The 18,751-nt window shown below is 73.5% G+C and carries 14 protein-coding genes and 1 pseudogene; 9 read left to right on the top strand and 6 right to left on the bottom strand.

The window, feature by feature from the left end:
* The 3 genes and pseudogenes from A949_RS31945 to A949_RS0100505 form a co-directional block, all read right to left on the bottom strand.
* Positions 1 to 773: pseudogene (locus A949_RS31945) on the bottom strand (AMP-binding protein); the annotation flags it as partial.
* A 14-nt stretch (positions 774 to 787) separates the two neighbouring features.
* A complete protein-coding gene (paaI, locus tag A949_RS0100510) occupies positions 788 to 1,162 on the bottom strand; it encodes a hydroxyphenylacetyl-CoA thioesterase PaaI (RefSeq protein WP_051019348.1) in 375 nt (124 codons plus the stop codon).
* Between the two features lie 278 nt (positions 1,163 to 1,440).
* The gene (locus A949_RS0100505) at positions 1,441 to 2,280 is read right to left on the bottom strand and encodes a MerR family transcriptional regulator (RefSeq protein WP_019354052.1); all 840 of its coding nucleotides are present in this window, start codon (positions 2,278 to 2,280) and stop codon (positions 1,441 to 1,443) included.
* A 264-nt stretch (positions 2,281 to 2,544) separates the two neighbouring features.
* Here A949_RS0100505 and A949_RS0100500 point away from each other — a divergent pair, with 264 nt between their 5' ends.
* The 8 genes from A949_RS0100500 to A949_RS31940 all read left to right on the top strand — a co-directional run bounded on the left by A949_RS0100500 (position 2,545) and on the right by A949_RS31940 (position 13,511).
* Complete coding sequence (locus tag A949_RS0100500) at positions 2,545 to 3,099, top strand: hypothetical protein (RefSeq protein WP_019354051.1); 555 nt, start codon at positions 2,545 to 2,547, stop codon at positions 3,097 to 3,099.
* Between the two features lie 60 nt (positions 3,100 to 3,159).
* Positions 3,160 to 3,882, top strand: a complete 723-nt coding sequence (locus tag A949_RS0100495) for an endonuclease V (protein ID WP_019354050.1) — start codon at positions 3,160 to 3,162, stop codon at positions 3,880 to 3,882.
* Between the two features lie 122 nt (positions 3,883 to 4,004).
* Positions 4,005 to 5,915: a methylmalonyl-CoA mutase subunit beta gene (locus A949_RS0100490; RefSeq protein WP_019354049.1), complete on the top strand. Its 1,911-nt coding sequence runs from the start codon at positions 4,005 to 4,007 to the stop codon at positions 5,913 to 5,915.
* Positions 5,912 to 8,218, top strand: a complete 2,307-nt coding sequence (scpA, locus tag A949_RS0100485) for a methylmalonyl-CoA mutase (protein WP_237735696.1) — start codon at positions 5,912 to 5,914, stop codon at positions 8,216 to 8,218. The genes A949_RS0100490 and scpA overlap by 4 nt, the downstream gene beginning before the upstream one ends.
* A 4-nt stretch (positions 8,219 to 8,222) precedes the next feature.
* Positions 8,223 to 9,218, top strand: coding sequence for a methylmalonyl Co-A mutase-associated GTPase MeaB (meaB, locus tag A949_RS0100480; RefSeq protein WP_026004209.1), 996 nt, complete (start codon positions 8,223 to 8,225; stop codon positions 9,216 to 9,218).
* A 362-nt stretch (positions 9,219 to 9,580) separates the two neighbouring features.
* Complete coding sequence (locus A949_RS0100475) at positions 9,581 to 11,002, top strand: APC family permease (RefSeq protein ID WP_019354046.1); 1,422 nt, start codon at positions 9,581 to 9,583, stop codon at positions 11,000 to 11,002.
* A 524-nt stretch (positions 11,003 to 11,526) separates the two neighbouring features.
* Positions 11,527 to 12,315 carry a hypothetical protein gene (locus A949_RS0100470; protein WP_019354045.1) on the top strand — a complete coding sequence of 263 codons (789 nt, stop codon included), beginning with the start codon at positions 11,527 to 11,529 and terminating at the stop codon, positions 12,313 to 12,315.
* A complete protein-coding gene (locus A949_RS31940) occupies positions 12,312 to 13,511 on the top strand; it encodes a S8 family peptidase (protein ID WP_019354044.1) in 1,200 nt (399 codons plus the stop codon). The genes A949_RS0100470 and A949_RS31940 overlap by 4 nt, the downstream gene beginning before the upstream one ends.
* A gap of 79 nt (positions 13,512 to 13,590) precedes the next feature.
* Here A949_RS31940 and A949_RS31935 read toward each other — a convergent pair whose 3' ends face one another.
* The 3 genes from A949_RS31935 to A949_RS0100450 all read right to left on the bottom strand — a co-directional run bounded on the left by A949_RS31935 (position 13,591) and on the right by A949_RS0100450 (position 17,688).
* A complete protein-coding gene (locus tag A949_RS31935; protein WP_078565297.1) occupies positions 13,591 to 14,904 on the bottom strand; it encodes a CapA family protein in 1,314 nt (437 codons plus the stop codon).
* 387 nt (positions 14,905 to 15,291) lie between these two features.
* Positions 15,292 to 16,458 (bottom strand): polyprenyl synthetase family protein, encoded by a 1,167-nt coding sequence (locus A949_RS0100455; RefSeq protein WP_019354042.1) that lies wholly within the window; start codon positions 16,456 to 16,458, stop codon positions 15,292 to 15,294.
* A gap of 807 nt (positions 16,459 to 17,265) precedes the next feature.
* Positions 17,266 to 17,688, bottom strand: coding sequence for an ATP-binding protein (locus A949_RS0100450; RefSeq protein ID WP_019354041.1), 423 nt, complete (start codon positions 17,686 to 17,688; stop codon positions 17,266 to 17,268).
* Between the two features lie 516 nt (positions 17,689 to 18,204).
* Between A949_RS0100450 and A949_RS0100445 the strand changes: the two genes are divergently transcribed.
* Positions 18,205 to 18,705, top strand: coding sequence for an STAS domain-containing protein (locus A949_RS0100445; protein WP_019354040.1), 501 nt, complete (start codon positions 18,205 to 18,207; stop codon positions 18,703 to 18,705).
* The last annotated feature ends 46 nt before the right edge of the window (positions 18,706 to 18,751 follow it).

Raw genomic sequence — 18,751 nt, 5'->3', positions numbered from 1 at the left:
GGAGGCCGTCCTTGGTTTCCACGCACTCCCTGGGCGACGCCCGGCCCCATCACCTCCGAGAGCCCGTAGATGTCCACCGCGTGCAGGTCGAACCGCTCCTCGATCTCCCGCCGCATCGCCTCCGTCCACGGCTCGGCGCCGAAGATGCCCACCCGCAGCGAGGTGCCGCGCGGGTCGATGCCCTGGCGCTCGAACTCGTCCAGCAACGTGAGCATGTAGGTGGGCGTGACCATGATGATCTCGGGCCGGAAGTCCTGGATGAGCTGCACCTGCCGTGCCGTCATCCCGCCCGAGGCCGGGACGACGGTGCACCCGGCGCGCTCGGCACCGTAATGCGCTCCCAGGCCGCCCGTGAACAGCCCGTACCCGTAGGAGACATGCACCTTGTGTCCGGGTCGGCCACCCGCCGCCCGGATGCAGCGGGCGACCAGATCGGCCCAGGTGTCGAGATCCCGTTCGGTGTACCCGACCACGGTCGGGCGGCCCGTCGAACCGCTGGAGGCGTGGACACGGCGGACGTCCTCCATCGGCACACCGAACATGCCGAACGGATAGGTGTCGCGCAGATCGGACTTGGTGGTGAAGGGAAACTTCGCCAGATCCTCCAGGGTGCGGCAGTCAGCGGGCCGCACACCGGCCTCGTCGAACTTCTTCCGGTACAGCTCCACGTCCCGGTAGGCGTGCCGGAGGGTGACCTGGAGGCGCTCCAGCTGCACCTGCCGCAGTTCCTCCGCGCTCAGCCGCTCCCCGGCGTCCAGCAGTTCGTCCGTCATCGCTGCTCCCCGTCTCACTTCACAGGCGTGGTGGTGCGGCTGCGCCCTCTGAACTCCGCGACCACCTGCTCACCGCGCAGCACGGTCACGTCGTAGAGGCCGCTGCGGCCGTAGCGGGTGCGCTCCCGGGCGACGGCCAGCAGCTCATCGCCCTCCCATGCGGGCGCCACGAAGGTGATGTCCGCGCCGGCCGCCACGGTCACCGGGCCGTGGCTGTTGCACGCGCAGGCGAACGCGGTGTCCGCGAGCAGGAAGAGGTGGCCGCCGTGCGCGGTGCCGTGCCCGTTGAGCATGTCGCCGGTCACCCGCATCCGCACGGTGGCGAATCCCGCGCCGCCCTCCACCAGTTCGATCCCGAGGGCGCTGGAGGCCCGATCGGCGCCGAGCATCGCCTCCACGGGCCCGCTCCCGGCCTCCACACCGTTTCCCACCTGCGACCTCCCGCTTCTGGCCGGATACCGACCGAACATTCGGTGTGCCCAGTAATCCAGTGCGGGGACCGGGCTGTCAAGAGATTCGGCACGGGCTCCCGCGGACGGCACTCCGCTTCTCTCCGTCCGTTTCTCCGGGCGTGGAGGAATGCCCTGTCGCGGGGCCGGCGGCCCCCGCGGTCCGGCCCTCCGGCCGCCAGGTGGGCCGGGCCCGGCCGGGGTATACCGGAGGTGCGTCAGTCCGCCCGTCCCGGAGCTCCCGCGTCCCCGAAACCGTCCGCTCCCCTACGGTCCGGCCCGCTCCCGGAGCGGTCCCCGGCCACGGGCCCGGCCGTGGCGGCCGGGTCGCCGGAGGCGTGGTCGCGCAGATACGCGTACAGCAGTCCGGCTCCCTCCAGCATGGCCGCGGTGCGGGCCGTCAGCTCCGCGTCGCGGCGAGCGAGCGCGGCCCGCAGCTCACCCGTGCCGCCGGTCTCGCGCAGACCCTCCAGAACGGTGCGGATCTGCGGCAGCGGGTAGCGGCTCTGCCGGAGCAGGGCGATCAGACGGGCGTCGCGGATCTCCGCGGGGCCGAACCCCCGGTAGCCGGTGCCCGGTTCGCGGTGCGGGCTCAGCAGTCCGGCCGCTTCCCACACGCGCAGCGCGGAGGGCCGCAGGCCGAGCTGGTGGGCCAGTTCGCCGATGCGCAGCACCCCGCGGCTCGGTGTCGCCTCCTCGGGCGCCCGCTCCGCCGTGGCCGTCAGCGCCTCGCTCGCCGTCCGGAGCGATCGGCGCTGCTCATGGAGCGTGGCATGGCACTCGTTCACCAGCTCCAGTGCGGCCGGTATGTCGCCCTCGTGGACGGCGTGCAGCATGTTCCGGGCGGGACCGGGGCCGTAGCCCTTCGCCAGTCCTCGGAAGGTGAGGAGTGCGGCGCGGTGGCGCGGGGTGAAGACCCGGTACCCGGACTCGGTGCGCGAGGCGGGTGGCAGTACGCCCGCCGCCTCGTAGTTGCGCACCTGCTGCGTGGAGATCCCGGCGACGCGCGCGAGATCCACCGAGCGCAGGGCACGGTCCGCTCGCGCTTCGGCTCCCATGGGGTGCTCCCTCCCGGCCCGGATCGATGGGAGAGGCAGGCTACGCGCTGCGGTGCCGTCGCGCTCACCGTCCTGCGCGCGGCGGATCCAGGCCGGGCTCCCCCAGCGCACCGGTGCGTGCCGAGAGCGGGGCCCACCGTCACCCGGAAGGAGGGTTTGCGAGGGCGGGTTGCGGCGTCCCCGCTCCGTCGGCATCCCGGACGGCGGACCATGCGGTCACCGAGCCCCCGTATTCGGGGCAGCGCCCGACAAGAAGAGGTGTCCATGTTCCGCTTCGCCGTCACCACCCGCACCGCCGTCCGCAGGAGCCGTGCCCGGTGCCGGGGCGCCGGAGTACTCGCGCTGTGCGCCTCCGGTGCCGCGCTCCTGGCGCTGGTGCCGCCGAGCGCCCGGGCCGCACCGTCCGGACAGGGAGCCCCGAGTGCGCATGCGGCCCCGGCGCGTCCCACCCCGCAGATCTACGAGCCCCCGGCCGGGAGCGGGCACACCGCGGCACGGCGCCACACCGGTCCGGAGATCCACCGCTTCCTGACCTGGTTCTACGGGACGCACGGCCCGGACCGTGTGCAGCGGGAGCACTTCGTCTCCGACCTCCTCAAGCGGAAGCAGGCACGGCACCCCGACCGCGATGTCCTCCTGTGCGCGCAGAACACGCCGCAGGACATCGAGGTCGGCCCGGTGACCACCGCGCAGTCGGCGGGGGTCGGCTGGGCCACGGTGACCGCCCACTGGGCGGACGGGACGGCGAGCAGCGCGACCGCCTACGTCGCGCTGGACTCGCATCCGATCGAACTGCACGATGTCGTCTGCGCGCAGTGACCCGCGGCGGGCCGTGCCGCCGCGCGCACCTGGGAACAGCGGGACGAACGGGAGCGTGACGTGGGGACGGTCGGGGCGGAAGCGCACCACGGGGTGACGGCGGTGCCGGAGGGGTGGCCCACCACGGAGGCAGAAGCGGTGGCGGCGCAGGAGCGGCTGCGTGAGGCGGCCGATCCGGTCGGCCCCGGTCCCGGTCCGGACGAGGTGCGCACGGTCGCCGGGGTCGATGTCGCCTACGCCGACGACGGCGGACTGGTCGCGGCGGCCGTCGTGCTGGACGCGGCGACGCTGACCGTGCTGGACGAGTCGGTGCACGTGGGGCGCACCTCCTTCCCCTACGTCCCCGGGCTGCTGGCGTTCCGCGAACTGCCGTCGGTCGCCGCCGCGCTGCGCGGGCTGTCCCGGTGCCCGCGGCCGGATGTGGTGGTGTGCGACGGCTACGGCGTCGCACACCCCCGGCGCGCGGGACTCGCCGTGCACCTGGGAGTGCTGACGGGTCTCCCCTGCTTCGGAGTGGCCAAGACCCCGTTCGTCTTCGACCACGAGGCCCCGGCCCGGGAGCGGGGTGCGTGGTCGCCGCTGACCATGGACGGCGAGCGGGTCGGCCGGGCACTGCGCACCCAGGAAGGGGTCAAGCCGGTGTTCGTCTCCGTGGGCAGCGGCATCAGCCTGGACAACGCCTGCGCCCTCGTGCTCCGGCTGGCCCCCGCATACCGCCAGCCGGAGACGACACGCCGGGCCGACCGACTCGCCCGGCGGGAGCTCGCCGCGCGGACCGGATGAGCCGGCGGGAGCCGTGGCACGCCCGGCAGACCGTGCGAAGGCCGGCCGCCCGCGCCGGGAGAGTGCAAGGTCACACCCTCGGGTTGCTGCTACTCGCCGGTCACCTCACCTAATCTGCGGCCATGACGGTCCCGCCTGAAGAAGGGCTCTCCCTCGCGCAGGACTTCCCGGACGCCACGTACGAGCAGTGGCAGCAGCTCGTCTCCGGGGTTCTGCGCAAGACGGGAGCGACGGTCCCGGACGCCTCCGAGCCCGAGTCCGCCCTCACCACGACGCTCACCGACGGCATCGACGTACGCCCCCTGTACACGAGGGAAGTCACGGGGGAAGTCGCGAAGGAGGGGGCGGGCGGCCCGCGGGGGTTCCCCGGGTTCGCGCCGTTCACCAGGGGAGCCCGTCCCGAGGGCAACGCCGCGCACGGCTGGGACGTACGGCAGCGGCACACCCGTACCGACGCCGCCGGGACCCGGGAGGCGGTGCTCGGCGACCTGGAGAACGGTGTCACCTCCGTCTGGCTGGCGGTGGGCGAGGGCGGGCTGCCGGTCGAGGACCTGGAGCGCGCCCTGGAGGGCGTCTATCTCGATCTGGCGCCGGTGGTGCTGGAGGCGGGCGCCGACTTCGGCCGGGCGGCCGCCGAACTGCTGCGGCTGCGCGGGCGTCTGACGGACGGTGCCGAGCCCGCCCCCGGCAGCCTGCTGGGGGCCGATCCGCTGGGGTACGCGGCACGCACCGGAGCGCACGAGGCGGTACCGGAGCTGCGCCGCGAGGCGGCGGCGCTGGCGGAGGAGTGCGGACGGCGGGAACCGGGGCTGCGCACCTACGTGGTGGACACGCTGCCGTACCACGAGGCGGGGGGCACACCCGCGCAGGAACTGGGCTGCGCTCTGGCGACCGGAGTGGCCTGTCTGCGGGACATGACGGCTGCCGGGATGCCGGTGGAGGCGGCCTGCGGGCAGCTGGAGTTCCGGTACGCCGCGACGGCGGACCAGTTCACCAGCATGGCGGCGCTGCGTGCGGCGCGCCGGCTGTGGTCGCGCGTCGTACAGGCGTGCGGCGCCCCCTCACGGGCGGGCGCCCAGCGGCAGCACGCGGTGACGTCGGCGGTGATGATGACCCGCCGCGACCCGTGGGTGAACATGCTCCGTACGACGGTGGCGACGCTGGCGGCCGGGGCGGGCGGCGCGGACGCCGTCACGGTGCTGCCGTTCGACGACGCGCTCGGCCTGCCGGACGGGTTCGCCCGCCGGATCGCCCGCAACACCTCCACCATCCTGCTGGAGGAGTCCCATCTGGCCGGGGTGATCGACCCGGCGGGCGGCTCCTGGTACGTGGAGGCGCTCACCGACGAGTTGGCCCGCGCGGCCTGGGCCTGGTTCCAGGAGATCGAGGCCGCGGGCGGCATGGCGGCCGCGCTGCGCGACGGGCTGGTCGAGGCGCGGCTGCGCGAGGGCTGGGCGGAGCGCGGCCGGGCGCTGGCGCACCGGAGCGAACCGATCACCGGCGTCAGCGAGTTCCCGCTGCTGGACGAGCGGCCGGTGGAGCGGGAACCGGCGCCCGAGCGGCCCGGCGGCGGGCTGCCGCGGGTGCGCCGCGACGACCGGTTCGAGGCGCTGCGGGCCCGCTCGGACGCGCACCTGGCGGCGACCGGTGCCCGCCCGAAGCTGTTCCTGGCGGCGCTGGGCCCGGCCGCCGTGCACACCGCGCGGGTCTCGTTCGTCGCCAACCTCGCCCGCGCCGGGGGCATCGAGCCGGTGCACGACCCGGTGACGGTGGACGCGGAGAACGCCGCCGGCGCGTTCGGGGGCAGCGGCGCCTCGGTCGCCTGCCTGTGCTCCAGCGACACGCTCTACGCCGAGCAGGCGGCGGACGTGGCCGCCGCGCTCCGGGCGGCGGGCGCCACCCGGGTGCTGCTGGCGGGCCGTCCCGGGGAAGCCGAGTGCGCCGGGTACGGAACCGACGGGCTCGTCCACGCGGGCGGCGATGCCGTCGCCCTCCTCACCTCCCTTCTCGACTGCATGGGGGTCGACGCATGAGCCGCCGGACGACAGGACCGGACGCGGAACCGGGGAGCCCGGTGCCCGACTTCACGACCGTCGGCCTGGACGGCCCGGAACCCGCCGAGGGCACCGCCGGGCAGTGGCGCGAGGCGGTCGCGGAGCGGACCGGGCGCGAGGTCCCGGAGCTGGACTGGAACACGCCCGAGGGCATCGCGGTCAAGCCGCTCTACACGGACGAGGATCTGCGGGGGCTCGACTTCCTGGAGACCTATCCGGGAATCGCGCCGTATCTGCGGGGCCCGTATCCGACGATGTACGTCAACCAGCCCTGGACGATCCGCCAGTACGCGGGGTTCTCCACCGCCGAGGAGTCCAACGCCTTCTACCGGCGCAACCTGGCCGCCGGTCAGAAGGGCCTGTCCGTCGCCTTCGATCTGCCCACCCACCGGGGCTACGACAGCGACCATCCGCGGGTGACGGGCGATGTCGGGATGGCGGGCGTGGCGATCGACTCGCTCTACGACATGCGGCAGCTCTTCGACGGCATCCCGCTGGACCGGATGACGGTCTCGATGACGATGAACGGCGCGGTGCTGCCGGTGCTGGCGCTCTACATCGTCGCGGCGGAGGAGCAGGGTGTGCCGCCGGAGAAGCTGGCGGGGACCATCCAGAACGACATCCTCAAGGAGTTCATGGTCCGCAACACCTACATCTACCCGCCGCAGCCCTCCATGCGGATCATCTCCGACATCTTCGCGTACACCTCGCAGAAGATGCCGCGGTACAACTCCATCTCCATCTCCGGCTACCACATCCAGGAGGCCGGGGCGACGGCGGATCTGGAGCTGGCCTACACCCTGGCGGACGGGGTGGAGTACCTGCGCGCCGGGATGGCGGCGGGGATGGACGTGGACGCGTTCGCACCGCGGCTGTCGTTCTTCTGGGCGATCGGCATGAACTTCTTCATGGAGGTCGCCAAGCTGCGCGCGGCGCGGCTGCTGTGGGCGAAGCTGGTCTCGCGGTTCGGCCCGCAGAACCCCAAGTCGCTCTCGCTGCGCACCCACTCGCAGACCTCCGGCTGGTCGCTGACGGCGCAGGACGTGTTCAACAACGTCACCCGTACCTGTGTCGAGGCGATGGCGGCGACCCAGGGGCACACCCAGTCGCTGCACACCAACGCGCTGGACGAGGCGCTGGCGCTGCCGACGGACTTCTCCGCGCGGATCGCCCGGAACACGCAGCTCCTGTTGCAGCAGGAGTCGGGCACCTGCCGGGTGATCGATCCGTGGGGCGGCAGCGCCTATGTGGAGCGGCTCACCCACGACCTGGCGCGCCGGGCGTGGCAGCACATCGAGGAGGTCGAGGCCGCGGGCGGGATGGCCAAGGCCATCGACGCGGGCATTCCCAAGCTGCGCGTCGAGGAGGCGGCGGCGCGCACCCAGGCCCGGATCGACTCCGGCCGGCAGCCGGTGATCGGGGTCAACAAGTACCGGGCGGTCGACGACGAGCAGATCGACGTGCTGAAGGTCGACAACTCGGCGGTGCGGGCCCAGCAGGTCGAGAAGCTGCGGCGGCTGCGCGCCGAACGGGACGAGGCGGCCTGCGGGGCGGCTCTGGAGGCGCTCACCCGGGCCGCCGGGGCCGCTTCGGGGCCGGGTCTGGAGAACAACCTGCTGGCGCTCGCGGTGGACGCGGCGCGGGCCATGGCCACCGTCGGGGAGATCTCGGACGCGTTGGAGAAGGTGTACGGGCGGCACGCGGGCCAGATCCGTACGATTTCCGGTGTGTACCGCGAGGAGGCCGGAGTGTCGTCGTCCCTGACCCGCACCCGCGAGCTGGTGGACGCCTTCGAGGAGGCGGAGGGCCGCAGGCCGCGGCTGCTGGTGGCCAAGATGGGGCAGGACGGCCACGACCGCGGACAGAAGGTGATCGCCACCGCCTTCGCCGACCTGGGGTTCGACGTCGACGTCGGCCCGCTGTTCCAGACTCCGGCGGAGGTGGCGCGGCAGGCGGTCGAGGCGGACGCGCACATCGTGGGCGTCTCCTCGCTGGCGGCCGGTCACCTCACGCTGGTCCCGGCGCTGCGCGAGGAGCTCGCGGCGGCGGGCCGGGACGACATCATGATCGTCGTCGGCGGGGTGATTCCGCCCGCCGACGTGGCGGCGCTGCACGAGGCCGGCGCGACGGCCGTCTTCCCGCCCGGCACGGTCATCCCCGACGCGGCCTACGACCTGGTGCGCAAGCTGGCCGCCGAGCTGGGCCACCCCGCGGAGCCGGGTGCGGGCGAGCCGGGCGGGAGCGAACCGGGCCGGGACGCCGCCGAGGGCCGTGAGGGCTGAGCGGATGCCGCGGGCGATCGACATCGACAGCTATGCCGAGGGCGTGCTGGCGGGCTCCCGCGCGTACATCGCCCGGGCGATCACGCTGGTGGAGTCGCGCCGGGCCGATCACCGGGAGCTGGCCCAGCAGTTGCTGACGGTGCTGCTGCCGCATGCGGGCGGCGCCCGGCGGGTGGGGATCAGCGGGGTGCCCGGGGTCGGCAAGTCGACGTTCATCGACGCGCTGGGCACTCTGCTGACCGAGCGCGGCCACCGGGTGGCGGTGCTGGCGGTCGACCCCTCCTCCACCCGCACGGGCGGCTCCATCCTGGGCGACAAGACCCGGATGGAGCGTCTCGCGGTCAACCCCGACGCCTTCGTGCGCCCCTCCCCCACCGCGGGGACGCTGGGCGGGGTCGCCAAGGCCACTCGCGAGACGATGCTGGTGATGGAGGCCGCCGGCTACGACGTCGTGCTGGTGGAGACGGTCGGCGTCGGCCAGTCGGAGGCGACCGTCGCGCAGATGGTCGACTCCTTCCTGCTGCTGTCCCTGGCCCGTACCGGCGACCAGCTCCAGGGCATCAAGAAGGGCGTCCTGGAGATCGCCGACGTACTGGCCGTCAACAAGGCGGACGGCCCGCACGAGCGGGACGCCCGCTCGGCGGCCCGCGAGCTGGCGGGTGCGCTGCGGCTGATGCGGGCTTCCGACGCGGCCTGGACCGCGCCGGTTCTCACCTGCAGCGGACGTGAGGGCACCGGGCTGGCCGAGGTGTGGGAGCGGTTGGAGCGGCACCGCGCGGTGCTGGAGTCGACCGGGGAGCTGGCCGCCAAGCGCCGCGACCAGCAGGTCGAGTGGGTGTGGTCGATGGTCCGGGACGATCTGCTCAGCCGTCTCGAACAGCACCCGGAAGTGCGGCGGCTGGCACCGCTGCTGGAGGAGCAGGTCCGCGAGGGCGGGCTGACGGCGACGCTGGCGGCGCAGCGCATCGTGGAGGCGTTCGGCCTGCCGCGCGCGGACTGACCATTTCCCGCCTCCCGCCTCCCGCTGCCCTTCCGCGGGCCCCGGGATCGGCCGGCCGGCCGCATCCTGAGACGGCGCAGGCTGCGCGGGGGTGCGGGGCCGAGAATTCGAGAATCGTCGCTGCGGTTTCCTCGTAAGCAGGAATCGGCCGCACAGGACGCGTCCCGCAACCGTAAAAGACCCCATGAGGCCGTTTGGGCAACGGATTCCGTCGAGTGGAGGTCTTGACTCCGGTTTGCCGCAGGGGCTTGTATGCGGCGACCGGATCGCGTTCCGGCACCGCCGCTTCCGCACCGCCGCACGGTGCGCCACCGGAGGCGACAGCGCACCCCGCCCAGTACGCACGGTACGAACGGAACAGCATGACCGACACGCGCGAGGCGAACAGCAGGCCGCGGCTCACCCGCTCCATCGGCGTCGTGGGCGGCACGCTGCTCACCCTGTCCTGTCTGACCCCCGCCTCGTCCCTGTTCGTGATCGTGCCGGACTCGTTCGGCACGCTGGGCACCGGGACCGCGCTCGCCCTCACCGTCGCGGCCCTGCTGTGCGTCGGCGTCGCCTTCACCTACTCCGAGCTGGGCACCCTGATCCCCAGCTCGGGCGGCGAGTACGCGATGGTCGGCACCCTGCTGGGGAGGCTGGCCGGCTGGCTGGTGTTCGTCCTGTCGCTGACCGTCGTCATGATCGTGCCGCCGATCATCGCGCTGGGCACCGCCGACTACCTCGCGCCCCTCGTGCACCTCGATCCGCGGTTCGCCGCGGCCGCCGTGATGCTGCTGTCCACCGCCATGGGGCTGCTGGACCTGCGGGCCAACGCCTGGATCACCGGCGTCTTCCTCGCCCTGGAGGTGGTGGGCGCCGCCGTCGTCGCCGTGCTGGGCTTCACCCACACCCGCCGCTCCGCCGCGGTACTGGTGCACCCGGTCATGGACGGCGGGGACGGTCACACCGCGCCGGTCACGGCCGGGCTGATCGTCGCCGGGCTCGCCACCGCGCTCTTCATCCTGCAGGGTTTCTCGACCGCCGTGTACCTGGCCGAGGAGATGGAGAACCCGCGGCGCACCGTGGCCCGCACCGTGCTGTGGACTCTCGCGCTCGGGTTCACGGTGGTCATCGTCCCGGTCGTCGCCATCACCCTGGGCGCACCGGATCTGCACGCCCTCGCCGGTGGCGACATCGCGGGCATGGTCCGGGGCTGGAGCAATTCGGCCGTCGGGACGTTCATCAGCCTGTGCATCGCGTTGGCGATCATCAACGCCGCCATCGTCATGGTCATCCAGAACTCGCGGGTGGTCTTCGCCTCCGCCCGGGACTCCGCCTGGCCCGCGCCGGTCAACCGCGCCTTCTCCCGGCTCGGCAGGCGCTTCGGCTCCCCCTGGGTGGCCACTCTCGTGGTCGGCGTACCCGGTGCGCTGCTGTGCTTCGTCGACCTGGAGATGCTGAGCGAGGTCACCGGCGTCGCGGTGGCAGGCATGTACGTCTTCGTCGCGCTCGGCGCTCTCGCGGCCCGGCGCGCGGAGTTCAAGCACCGGGCCGCCTGGCGCATGCCGCTGTGGCCGGTGCTCCCCGCGCTGCTGATGGCGGTGCTGCTGTGGGTCCTGTTCCGGCAGAGCCCGGAGAGTCTCGCCGTCACCGGCGGCATCGTCCTGGTCGCCGTCGCCTACTGGGCGTGCTATCTGCGCCCGCGCCGGCGGACCCGCTGGGTCATCGCCGTCCCCGAGGACGAGCAGGCTCCGTCAGCGGCCCGCCAGGACAGCGCCGCCGAGGCGTTCCAGCCGGTCTGAGGGCACGGGCGAACCGATACGGCGGGCCTTCCGGTGCGATCGGTGCGGCCCTCCTCCCCCGCCCACGGGCTGGTATGTCCTGAACTGTTCTGACCTGCAGTTCTGTGACACAGACGAGACCGGAGACAGAGCTTCCGGCCCAGGAACGGCCGATAGGGTCTGCTACGCAAACGCGGGGGCACGCGCGTTAAATCAGTGAGCGCAGACGTCTCCCCCCGCTGCTCTGCACCCGCGCTCAGGGGTGCCGATCGCCGAGGAGGGGAGCCATGTCCTACCCGAGCCCACCCGAGCCCCCGGGCAGTGCCGGGGGCTACGGGCGGCAGCCGGGCCCGCCGCCCGCGATGCCGCCCGGCCCGCCGCCGGGTCCGCCGCCGGGTCCGCCCGGCATACCGGGGCCACCCGGCATGCCTCCGGGCCAGGGTGGCCCCTCCCCGCAGGGCGGCCCGGCCCCGCACGGCGTGCCGGGACCGCCGCCGGGCATGCCGCCGTCGGGGATGCCCGGCGGCGGACCGCCAGGAGCCGGGATGCAGCCGGGTATGCCGCTCCCGCCGCCCAAGAAGAACACCGGTCGCACCTGCCTCACCGCGTTCCTCGGCGTCGTCGGCGCCCTGGCACTCCTCGCGGGCGGCGCACTGGCGGCGCACACCGTCTCCAACGCGCAGCAGGACGTCTCCAACCGCACCGGCTACGGACCGGCCATGTGGCGCAACGAACCGGTGGACAAGCTCTTCCCCAAGACACTGGGGCCGAAGGCGGACGCCCAGTCGGAAGCGGACGACCCCAAGAGCGCCGAATGGCACCGGCTGGGCATATCCGAGCAGACCGGCTGTGCCGACGCGCTGACCGGGACGCTGGCGGCCGAGGCCGAGAAGCGCGGCTGCAAGGCGGTGCTGCGGGCCACCTACGCCGACCCCACGGGCAACTTCGTCGCCACCGTGGCACTGATCGTCCTGCCCGAGGTCGAGGACCCCGAGGAGGGGATGGGTACCTTCTTCGACGCGGAGCGGGACAAACGCACCGAGAGCCACGGGGTCAAGGCGCTCCCCGTCCCCGACACGGTGGCCGCCGGCTGGAAGGACTCCCGGCGCAACGGCTCGGACGGGATGCAGGCGGGCGGTCTGTATCTGCCGTATGCCATCGCGGCCTCGGCCGGATCGGCGGACGGCCGCAAGGCGGGCCGGCTGCCCGGGCAGTGGGGCCGCACCGAGCACGACGCCAAGTCGGACCGGATGCCCTGGCGGGAAGCGGCCGAGACACTCGCCCACGACCTGTCCCTGCACATCGGTGACCTGCTGATGGAGGAGACGTCATGACGCGTCGGCGCATCGGCACCGCGGTCGCCGCTGCCGGACTGAGCGCGCTGCTGTGCGCGGCCACCGCGGCCCCCGCCCGGGCCGACACCCCTGCCAGTTGGGAGGCGGGAGCGCTCGGGCTGTCCTCGGCCCAGCGCGCCTCGCAAGGCGACGGGGTGAAGGTCGCCGTGCTGGACAGCGGCGTCGAGGAGGACCACCCGGCCCTGGCCGGCAAGGTCACCACCGGGCCCGACTTCCTCAAGGACGGACTCCACTCCGGCGATCCGCGCTGGGGAGGCCACGGCACGGCCATGGCCTCCGACGTGCTCAAGGTCGCCCCCGAGGCGGACATCCTGTCGGTGCGGGTGATCGACGACAAGAAGGAGCACGACGTCGGTGACTGGAAGACCGGCCCCAGCCCGGTCGCCCAGGGCATCACCTACGCGGTCGACCACGGTGCCGACGTCATCTCCATGTCACTGGGCGGCGACACCTTCGGGTCCTCGTTCGACGAGGAGGAGACCAAGGCACTGGCACACGCCGCCTACCAGGGGGTGACCGTGGTGGCCTCGGCGGGCAACGACGGCGACGTCTTCAACGAGTCGTCCTACCCGGCCGGCTACCCGGGGGTGATCGCGGTGGCCGCCGTCGCGCAGGGCGGCAGCCGGGCCGGCTTCTCCACGGTCCGGACGTACAACAGCGTCGCGGCTCCCGGCGTGGGGATCGTCAGCGCGAAGAACACCGGCGGCTACGCGCCCGTCAACGGCACCTCGCCCGCGGCGGCCCTCACCTCCGGTGTGGTGGCACTGATGCTCGGCAAGGACCACGAACTCAAGCCCTCCCAGGTCCGCGCCATCCTCACCGACACGGCCCACCACCCGCCGGGCGGCTACGACCCGAGGGTGGGCCACGGGACGATCGACGCGGCCGCGGCCGTGCGCGCCGCCGGTGATCCGCCCGCCGACGGCGCGGCCGCCACCGCGTACAAGGACAAGAAGTTCCTGACCCCGCCGAACGGCGTGAAGCCCACCCAGCACCCGCCGATGGAGACGGCGCCGCTGGCCATCGGCTCCTCGGTGGCGGGCGTCGGACTGCTGATGGTGATCGGTGCCGTGGTGATCAGCCGGACGGGCCGGCGCCGTGCCGCTGCTGCGAACCCGGGAGGACCGGGGGCACCGGCAGGACCGGCAGGACCCGGGGGCTTCCCCGGCCGGTAGCCTCCCGAACCGTGGGCGGGGCCCGCACCCCGCCCACGGCCCCCCTCCCCCGCACGGCCGTTCCGCAGCCGTTGCGCCGTCAGGGGGCCATGCGCAGCCCGTCCTTCGCGGCTCCCCGGCTGAAGACCGCCTCGCGGATGGCCGCGTACGCCTCGTCCTGGGCCGGGTCGCCCGCGCTCCGGCTGGCCTTCGAGGCGAGGTTGACGAGGGTGTGGCGGGGCGAGGTCTTCATCATGAACGGGGTGAACTCGGCCTTCCGCACGGTCCAGGCGGCCGCGCCGCGGTCGTCCTCGGGTGGCACGAAGCGGAAGCGCGCTGCGGTGCCCATGCTGCCGCGCGGGTCGTTCATCTTGCCGGCGATCTGGTCGCCCATGCCGTAGACGACCCACGTCCCGTTGACCTTCTCGTACGCCTGGGGGACGTGGGCGTGGGTGCCCAGGATCAGGTCGATGTCGCGCCGTCCGCCGGAGCGCGCGGCCGTCAGCTTCCTGGCCAGGGAGCGCTGGAGTCCGTCGGGTTCCTGCTGCCACTCGGTGCCCCAGTGCATGCTGGCCACCACCACGTCGGCGCCCGCGCGGCGGGCTGCCCGGGCATCCCGGATGATGCGCTCGGGGTCGATGAGGTTGACGAGCCACGGCTTGTTCTCCGGCAGGGAGATGCCGTTGGTGCCGTACGTGTAGGAGAGCTGCGCCACCTTCGCGCCGCCGGCCCGCAGCATCGTGGGGCGGTGGCCCTCGCGGGCCGACCGTGCCGACCCCGCGTGCCGGAGACCGACGCTGTCCATGGCGTCGAGGGTGCGGTTCACCCCGTCCGCGCTGTCGTCCAAGGTGTGATTGGAGCCGGTCGAACAGGAGTCGTAGCCCGCGTCCTTGACGGAGCGGGCGAGCTGCGGCGGCGTCTGGAAGAGCGGGTAGCCGGTGAAGGGGCCGTCGTCCGGGCCGTAGACGGTCTCCATGTGGCAGATCGCCAGATCGGCTTCTCGGGCCGACGGTTTCGCGGCCGCGAGCATGCGCCCGAAGTCGTACCCCGAGCCGCCCGCGTCCGCACGCGCCTGCCGGATGAGCGAGTCGTGGACGAGCAGGTCGCCGGTGGCGAACAGCGAGAAGCCGTGTGGGGCCCGTCCGCCGCGCACCCGCTCCGCCTGCTCTGCGCTGCCGTGCCCGGCCGGTCCTCCGCCCCGTCCGGAGCCCCCTCCGGTCTGTCCGCACCCTGCCGCGCCGCCGACCAGGGCTGCGAGGGCGAGCGCCGCCGTGGTCCGGTGGAGGACGCCGCGCGTCCGGGGGCGGCGAGGGGCGGCGCGTGGCCGCGGACCACGGGTCGCGGCGGGCGTCCGGGGGATGGTGGGGAGCACGGTCGGGAGCAGGGTGGGCAGCGGGCATGGGCTCTCCTCCATGACGAGAAAGTCATATAAGTCCTATTAACTGACTTCGTCACTCGTCCCCGCTGCCACGCAGCGACACCGCTTCCACCGCCGAACGGCCCACAAGATCCACCCGGTCACTCGTTCGAGGCAGTCGTCGATCCTCGTCGCCGACGAGGCGCACCGCCCTGGCCGCGATCGACAATGCACAGCTCGGACGCCCTCCGCCGGCGCCCCCAGGAGGCTTCCGCGACCGCCCTCCGTGCCGCGCGCCAGGACACCCGCGCACCGGCAGCGCAGCGGGGCGGCCGTCGGCTGGTCCACGGTGGACCAGCCGACGGCCGCTCCGCTGCTCGTCCCCCTCTGCATGTCGGTCGCGGCCCGCGGCCTTCGTCGTACTGGGCCGGTCGGCGGCCCGGCTCAGGAGCGGGTGACGGTGTGCCGGAAGAGTGCGCGGAGCGCCGTGTGCGAGGCGGCAGGCAGCGAGGCCTTGTCCAACTGCGCGTACGCCTCGGCAAGCTGCCAGGCCGAGATCTCGTGCGCGGCGGCGCGTCCGCCCGCGGTCTCGATGAGGTCGGCGAGCTCGTCCGGGGGCGGCGGACAGGCGGGGCCGCCGCCCAGCGACCGGGCGAGAGTGCGAGCGGCCGGGTTGACCGCACGCAGCGCGGTGATCAGCGGAAGGCTCGGACCGCCCTCGCGTAAGCCGCTCATCACCGGCCGGCCGCTCAGCGCGGTCCCCGACCAGAGGTCCTCGATGTCGCGCTCCGCCTGTGCGGCCACCCCCAGATGGTGGCCCGCCCGCGTCAGCGCCTCGACGACCCGCTCCTCCGCGCCGCCCAGCAGCGCCCCCGCCGCCAGCGCGCACTCCAGCAGCGAGCTGGTGCGGGCCGCCGCGACCGCCGCGTACTCCGCCACGCTGATCCCCTCCGGGGCCCGGCGGCGCAGCGCCAGTTCGGCCGAGCGGCCGCTGATCAGCCGCGACGTCGTCCGGGACAGCAAGCGCAGTACGGCGGCCCGCTCCTCCCCCACCGCCTCGTCGTTCTCCAGTATCTCCGCCTCGGCGGCCGCGTCCCGGGCCGCGGACAGCTGCGTCCCTTCCGCCGCCCGGGTGCCGTCCGGCTGCCCGGACGCCAGCAGGCAGCGGGTGGCGGCGCCCAGCAGGGCGTCCCCGGCCAGCACGGCCCAACCGGTGCCGTAGACGGCCCACACGGCTGAACGGCCCCGCCGCAGCGCTTCCCCGTCCATCACGTCGTCGTGCAGCACGGCCCAGTTGTGGACGAGTTCCACGGCCGCGGCCCCCGGCAGTGCCGCGGCCGTGGAGGTCTCCGGCGCTCCGCCGTTCCGTTCCGGCTCGCCCGCGCCCGCCGCGTGCAGGGCGAGCGCCGCGTGCGGATACGGGCCCGGGGTGACGCCGTAGGTGGGGCTGCCGTCCGGCCTGGTCCAGCCGAAGTGGTAGCCGCAGACCCGCCGCAGCTCGGGTTGGAGTGCTGCGACGGCCTCCCTGAGTACGGGTTCGGTCCGCTCATGCGCGTACGCCAGCAGGGAGGGTGCGGCGGCAGGGACGTCAGAGAGGTCGTAAGTCGTCATACCGGAGCGGGTTCTCCTTTCTCCGGCCCAGGCGCGCCATGCAGCGCGAAGCCTTTAGGAATGGTGCGCTCTCAGTAATCGGCTTTCCCACCCTCCGCTGCGGTGACTCCCACTCGGCGGCCCCGGCGGGAAGCACGCGGGGGCGCAAGGGGCGGCAGGGCGCGACAGGGGGAGGCAGGGGGAGGCAGGGGGAGGCACGTGACGACACAGGGCGGCGGGGCGGAGCGGGGCCGGTGCGCGCGCCGGGCGGGGAGGCGCGCACTCGGCGGGCCTCGGCACGTGTGCGCTCCGCCTGGGCGAGGGGGCGCGTGGAATCCGCCGGAGGCGGTGGCGCGCCCTTCGGCGGAGCGGGAACCCGGCAGAGCACGAATTCGGCGGAGCAGGCACGAGGAGTGCGGGCCCCGGGCGGTGCGGGCCCGGCGGGCTCCTGGACGGCGTCCGGGCGGCGGCACCGGGCGTCCCGATGCCGGGAGGGGACGCGAACCGTCCCGTACCTGCGAACCGCGCCGTCGCCCGGGGTGCGGGAACGGACCGGGGACCGAGGGGGCACGGAGGCGCGCGACGACAGCGCGGGCGCGGGGAGCGACAGCGCGGGCGCGGGGAGGCCGCCGCTGCGCGGAGTGTCCGTCCGGTGTCACCGCGGCCGGGGTGCTGCCGCGCATTCGCGGCTCAATACGGCTTCCGGGCCGCTCGATTTCCCGGACCCCGGCCCGGCCCCGCGGGCCACCCATTCCTTCTCAGCGTCGAGACGGGAACACGCTTTTCCGATAAGGGAGTTCGCCGTCCGCCGCAGCGTTCGACGCGCCGCTACAGCGGGATATTCGCACGGATGATCTTTCCGGTGTCGGGGTGCAGCCGAATGGTGAGGTCGCGGGCCAGACGGCAGACGATGGGCCAGCCGAAACCGCCGCCTTCCGCCTCGGCGAAATCCTGCGGGCTGCGGTCCCGGGGAAGCACCGGACTGGAATCGGCGACCTCGACCGTGACGGAGTCGTGCCCGGCACTCAGCCGGAAGTCCCGGACCCCCCGGCCGTGCCGAAGCGCGTTGGTCACCAGCTCGGACACGACCAACAGGACGGTCTCCACGGCGTCGGACGAGGGCGGGGGCGAGACCGTGGCCAGGAAATTCCGCGTGATCCCGCGCGCCTGGAAACTGCTGCGCAAATACCGCGTCCGAGCTGTGTCCGCTGTCACACCCTCTTCGTCCCGGAGGGCCGCTGCCTGTTCCATGCTTGTCTCCCGTCTCCGCGGGGTGTTGCCGCCGAAAGCAGCCCGACCCGCGAATGTGGGGGTCTTTCCTCTGCCAACGGGGTACCGCGCTCTGCGTGAATACCCACCGCCGTCGAACGGTCCCCCATGTGAACGCTCGAACGGCTGCAGGGTCAGTTACCCGGGGCCTTCGTCTTCATGCATCATCCGGCGCGAAGAGCGCGGACGAGGAAAGGTCAGACCATTACGGGAGACCGCAGGCGATCTTTTCCGCGACGGGAGCTCCGCCGATGCCGACCGCTCGCGCCGCGGGTTACCAGGGGAAACGGCCGCCGGTCCCGCGCGAAGCGGCTCTCGCGCCCGGTGGCAGCACGTACGATCACTGGTGCAGAAGAGGCACTGGCGGGTGAGAGGCGCGGGCGGGTGAGGGGCACGGGCGGCCTCGCAGGGCACCGGCTTTGGAATACTCGGAATCCGCGGATCCGCGCCTGGGCGGATCCGCAGAGCACCGGCTCCGTGCCGGGGGACGGAGGCCGATTGAGGTCGCGGGAGAACGACCGTCTGGCCATCACGCCGCTGACCGTCAAGGACGAGTGCGCGGTGCTCCGCTTCAGCGGCGAACTGGACCAGGGGTCCGAACAGTTCTACCTGGACCGCATCGGTGCCGTGGTCACCAGCGGCTACCGCCATCTGGTGCTGGACGTCACCGCGCTGGTCTTCTGCGACTCGCGGGGGCTCAACTGCCTGCTCGCGCTGCGCTGGCTGCTGCAGCGCCGGGACGGCAGCCTGCTGCTGGCCTGTGTGGGGCGGCGGCTCGCGGCGGTGCTCGCGCTCACCGGCAGCACCGAGATGCTGCCGGTGTTCTCCAGCGTCAGCGAGGCCCTCCGCTCCCTCCCCGCCGACCAGCGTCCGGACTGGCCTCCCACCGGCGGCGCCGGCCCGGAGATCCCGCTGCACAGTCCGGAGCCGCTGGAGACCTCGTGGCAGAAGGACCACAACCCGCACTTCCCGCGGGATCCCGAGGGCAGGGACTCCTGACCCGAGGGCCTCGTACGCGGTGTCGCGGCGGGCGGCGGGCCGTACG

Source organism: Streptomyces sp. AA1529 (assembly GCF_000280905.1).
Lineage (GTDB): Bacteria > Actinomycetota > Actinomycetes > Streptomycetales > Streptomycetaceae > Streptomyces.
The sequence above is the reverse complement of the archived record's forward strand: the minus strand, read 5'-3'. Positions and strand labels throughout refer to the sequence as shown.

Coding starts and splice junctions, on each gene's coding strand:
- A949_RS0100490 (WP_019354049.1), top strand. CDS start 4,005: ATGACGGTCCCGCCTGAAGAAGGGCTCTCCCTCGCGCAGGACTTCCCG.
- scpA (WP_237735696.1), top strand. CDS start 5,912: ATGAGCCGCCGGACGACAGGACCGGACGCGGAACCGGGGAGCCCGGTG.
- A949_RS0100470 (WP_019354045.1), top strand. CDS start 11,527: ATGCAGCCGGGTATGCCGCTCCCGCCGCCCAAGAAGAACACCGGTCGC.
- meaB (WP_026004209.1), top strand. CDS start 8,223: ATGCCGCGGGCGATCGACATCGACAGCTATGCCGAGGGCGTGCTGGCG.
- A949_RS31940 (WP_019354044.1), top strand. CDS start 12,312: ATGACGCGTCGGCGCATCGGCACCGCGGTCGCCGCTGCCGGACTGAGC.
- A949_RS0100450 (WP_019354041.1), bottom strand. CDS start 17,688: ATGGAACAGGCAGCGGCCCTCCGGGACGAAGAGGGTGTGACAGCGGAC.
- A949_RS0100475 (WP_019354046.1), top strand. CDS start 9,581: ATGACCGACACGCGCGAGGCGAACAGCAGGCCGCGGCTCACCCGCTCC.
- A949_RS0100500 (WP_019354051.1), top strand. CDS start 2,545: ATGTTCCGCTTCGCCGTCACCACCCGCACCGCCGTCCGCAGGAGCCGT.
- A949_RS0100455 (WP_019354042.1), bottom strand. CDS start 16,458: ATGACGACTTACGACCTCTCTGACGTCCCTGCCGCCGCACCCTCCCTG.
- A949_RS31935 (WP_078565297.1), bottom strand. CDS start 14,904: ATGGAGGAGAGCCCATGCCCGCTGCCCACCCTGCTCCCGACCGTGCTC.
- paaI (WP_051019348.1), bottom strand. CDS start 1,162: ATGCTCGGCGCCGATCGGGCCTCCAGCGCCCTCGGGATCGAACTGGTG.
- A949_RS0100505 (WP_019354052.1), bottom strand. CDS start 2,280: ATGGGAGCCGAAGCGCGAGCGGACCGTGCCCTGCGCTCGGTGGATCTC.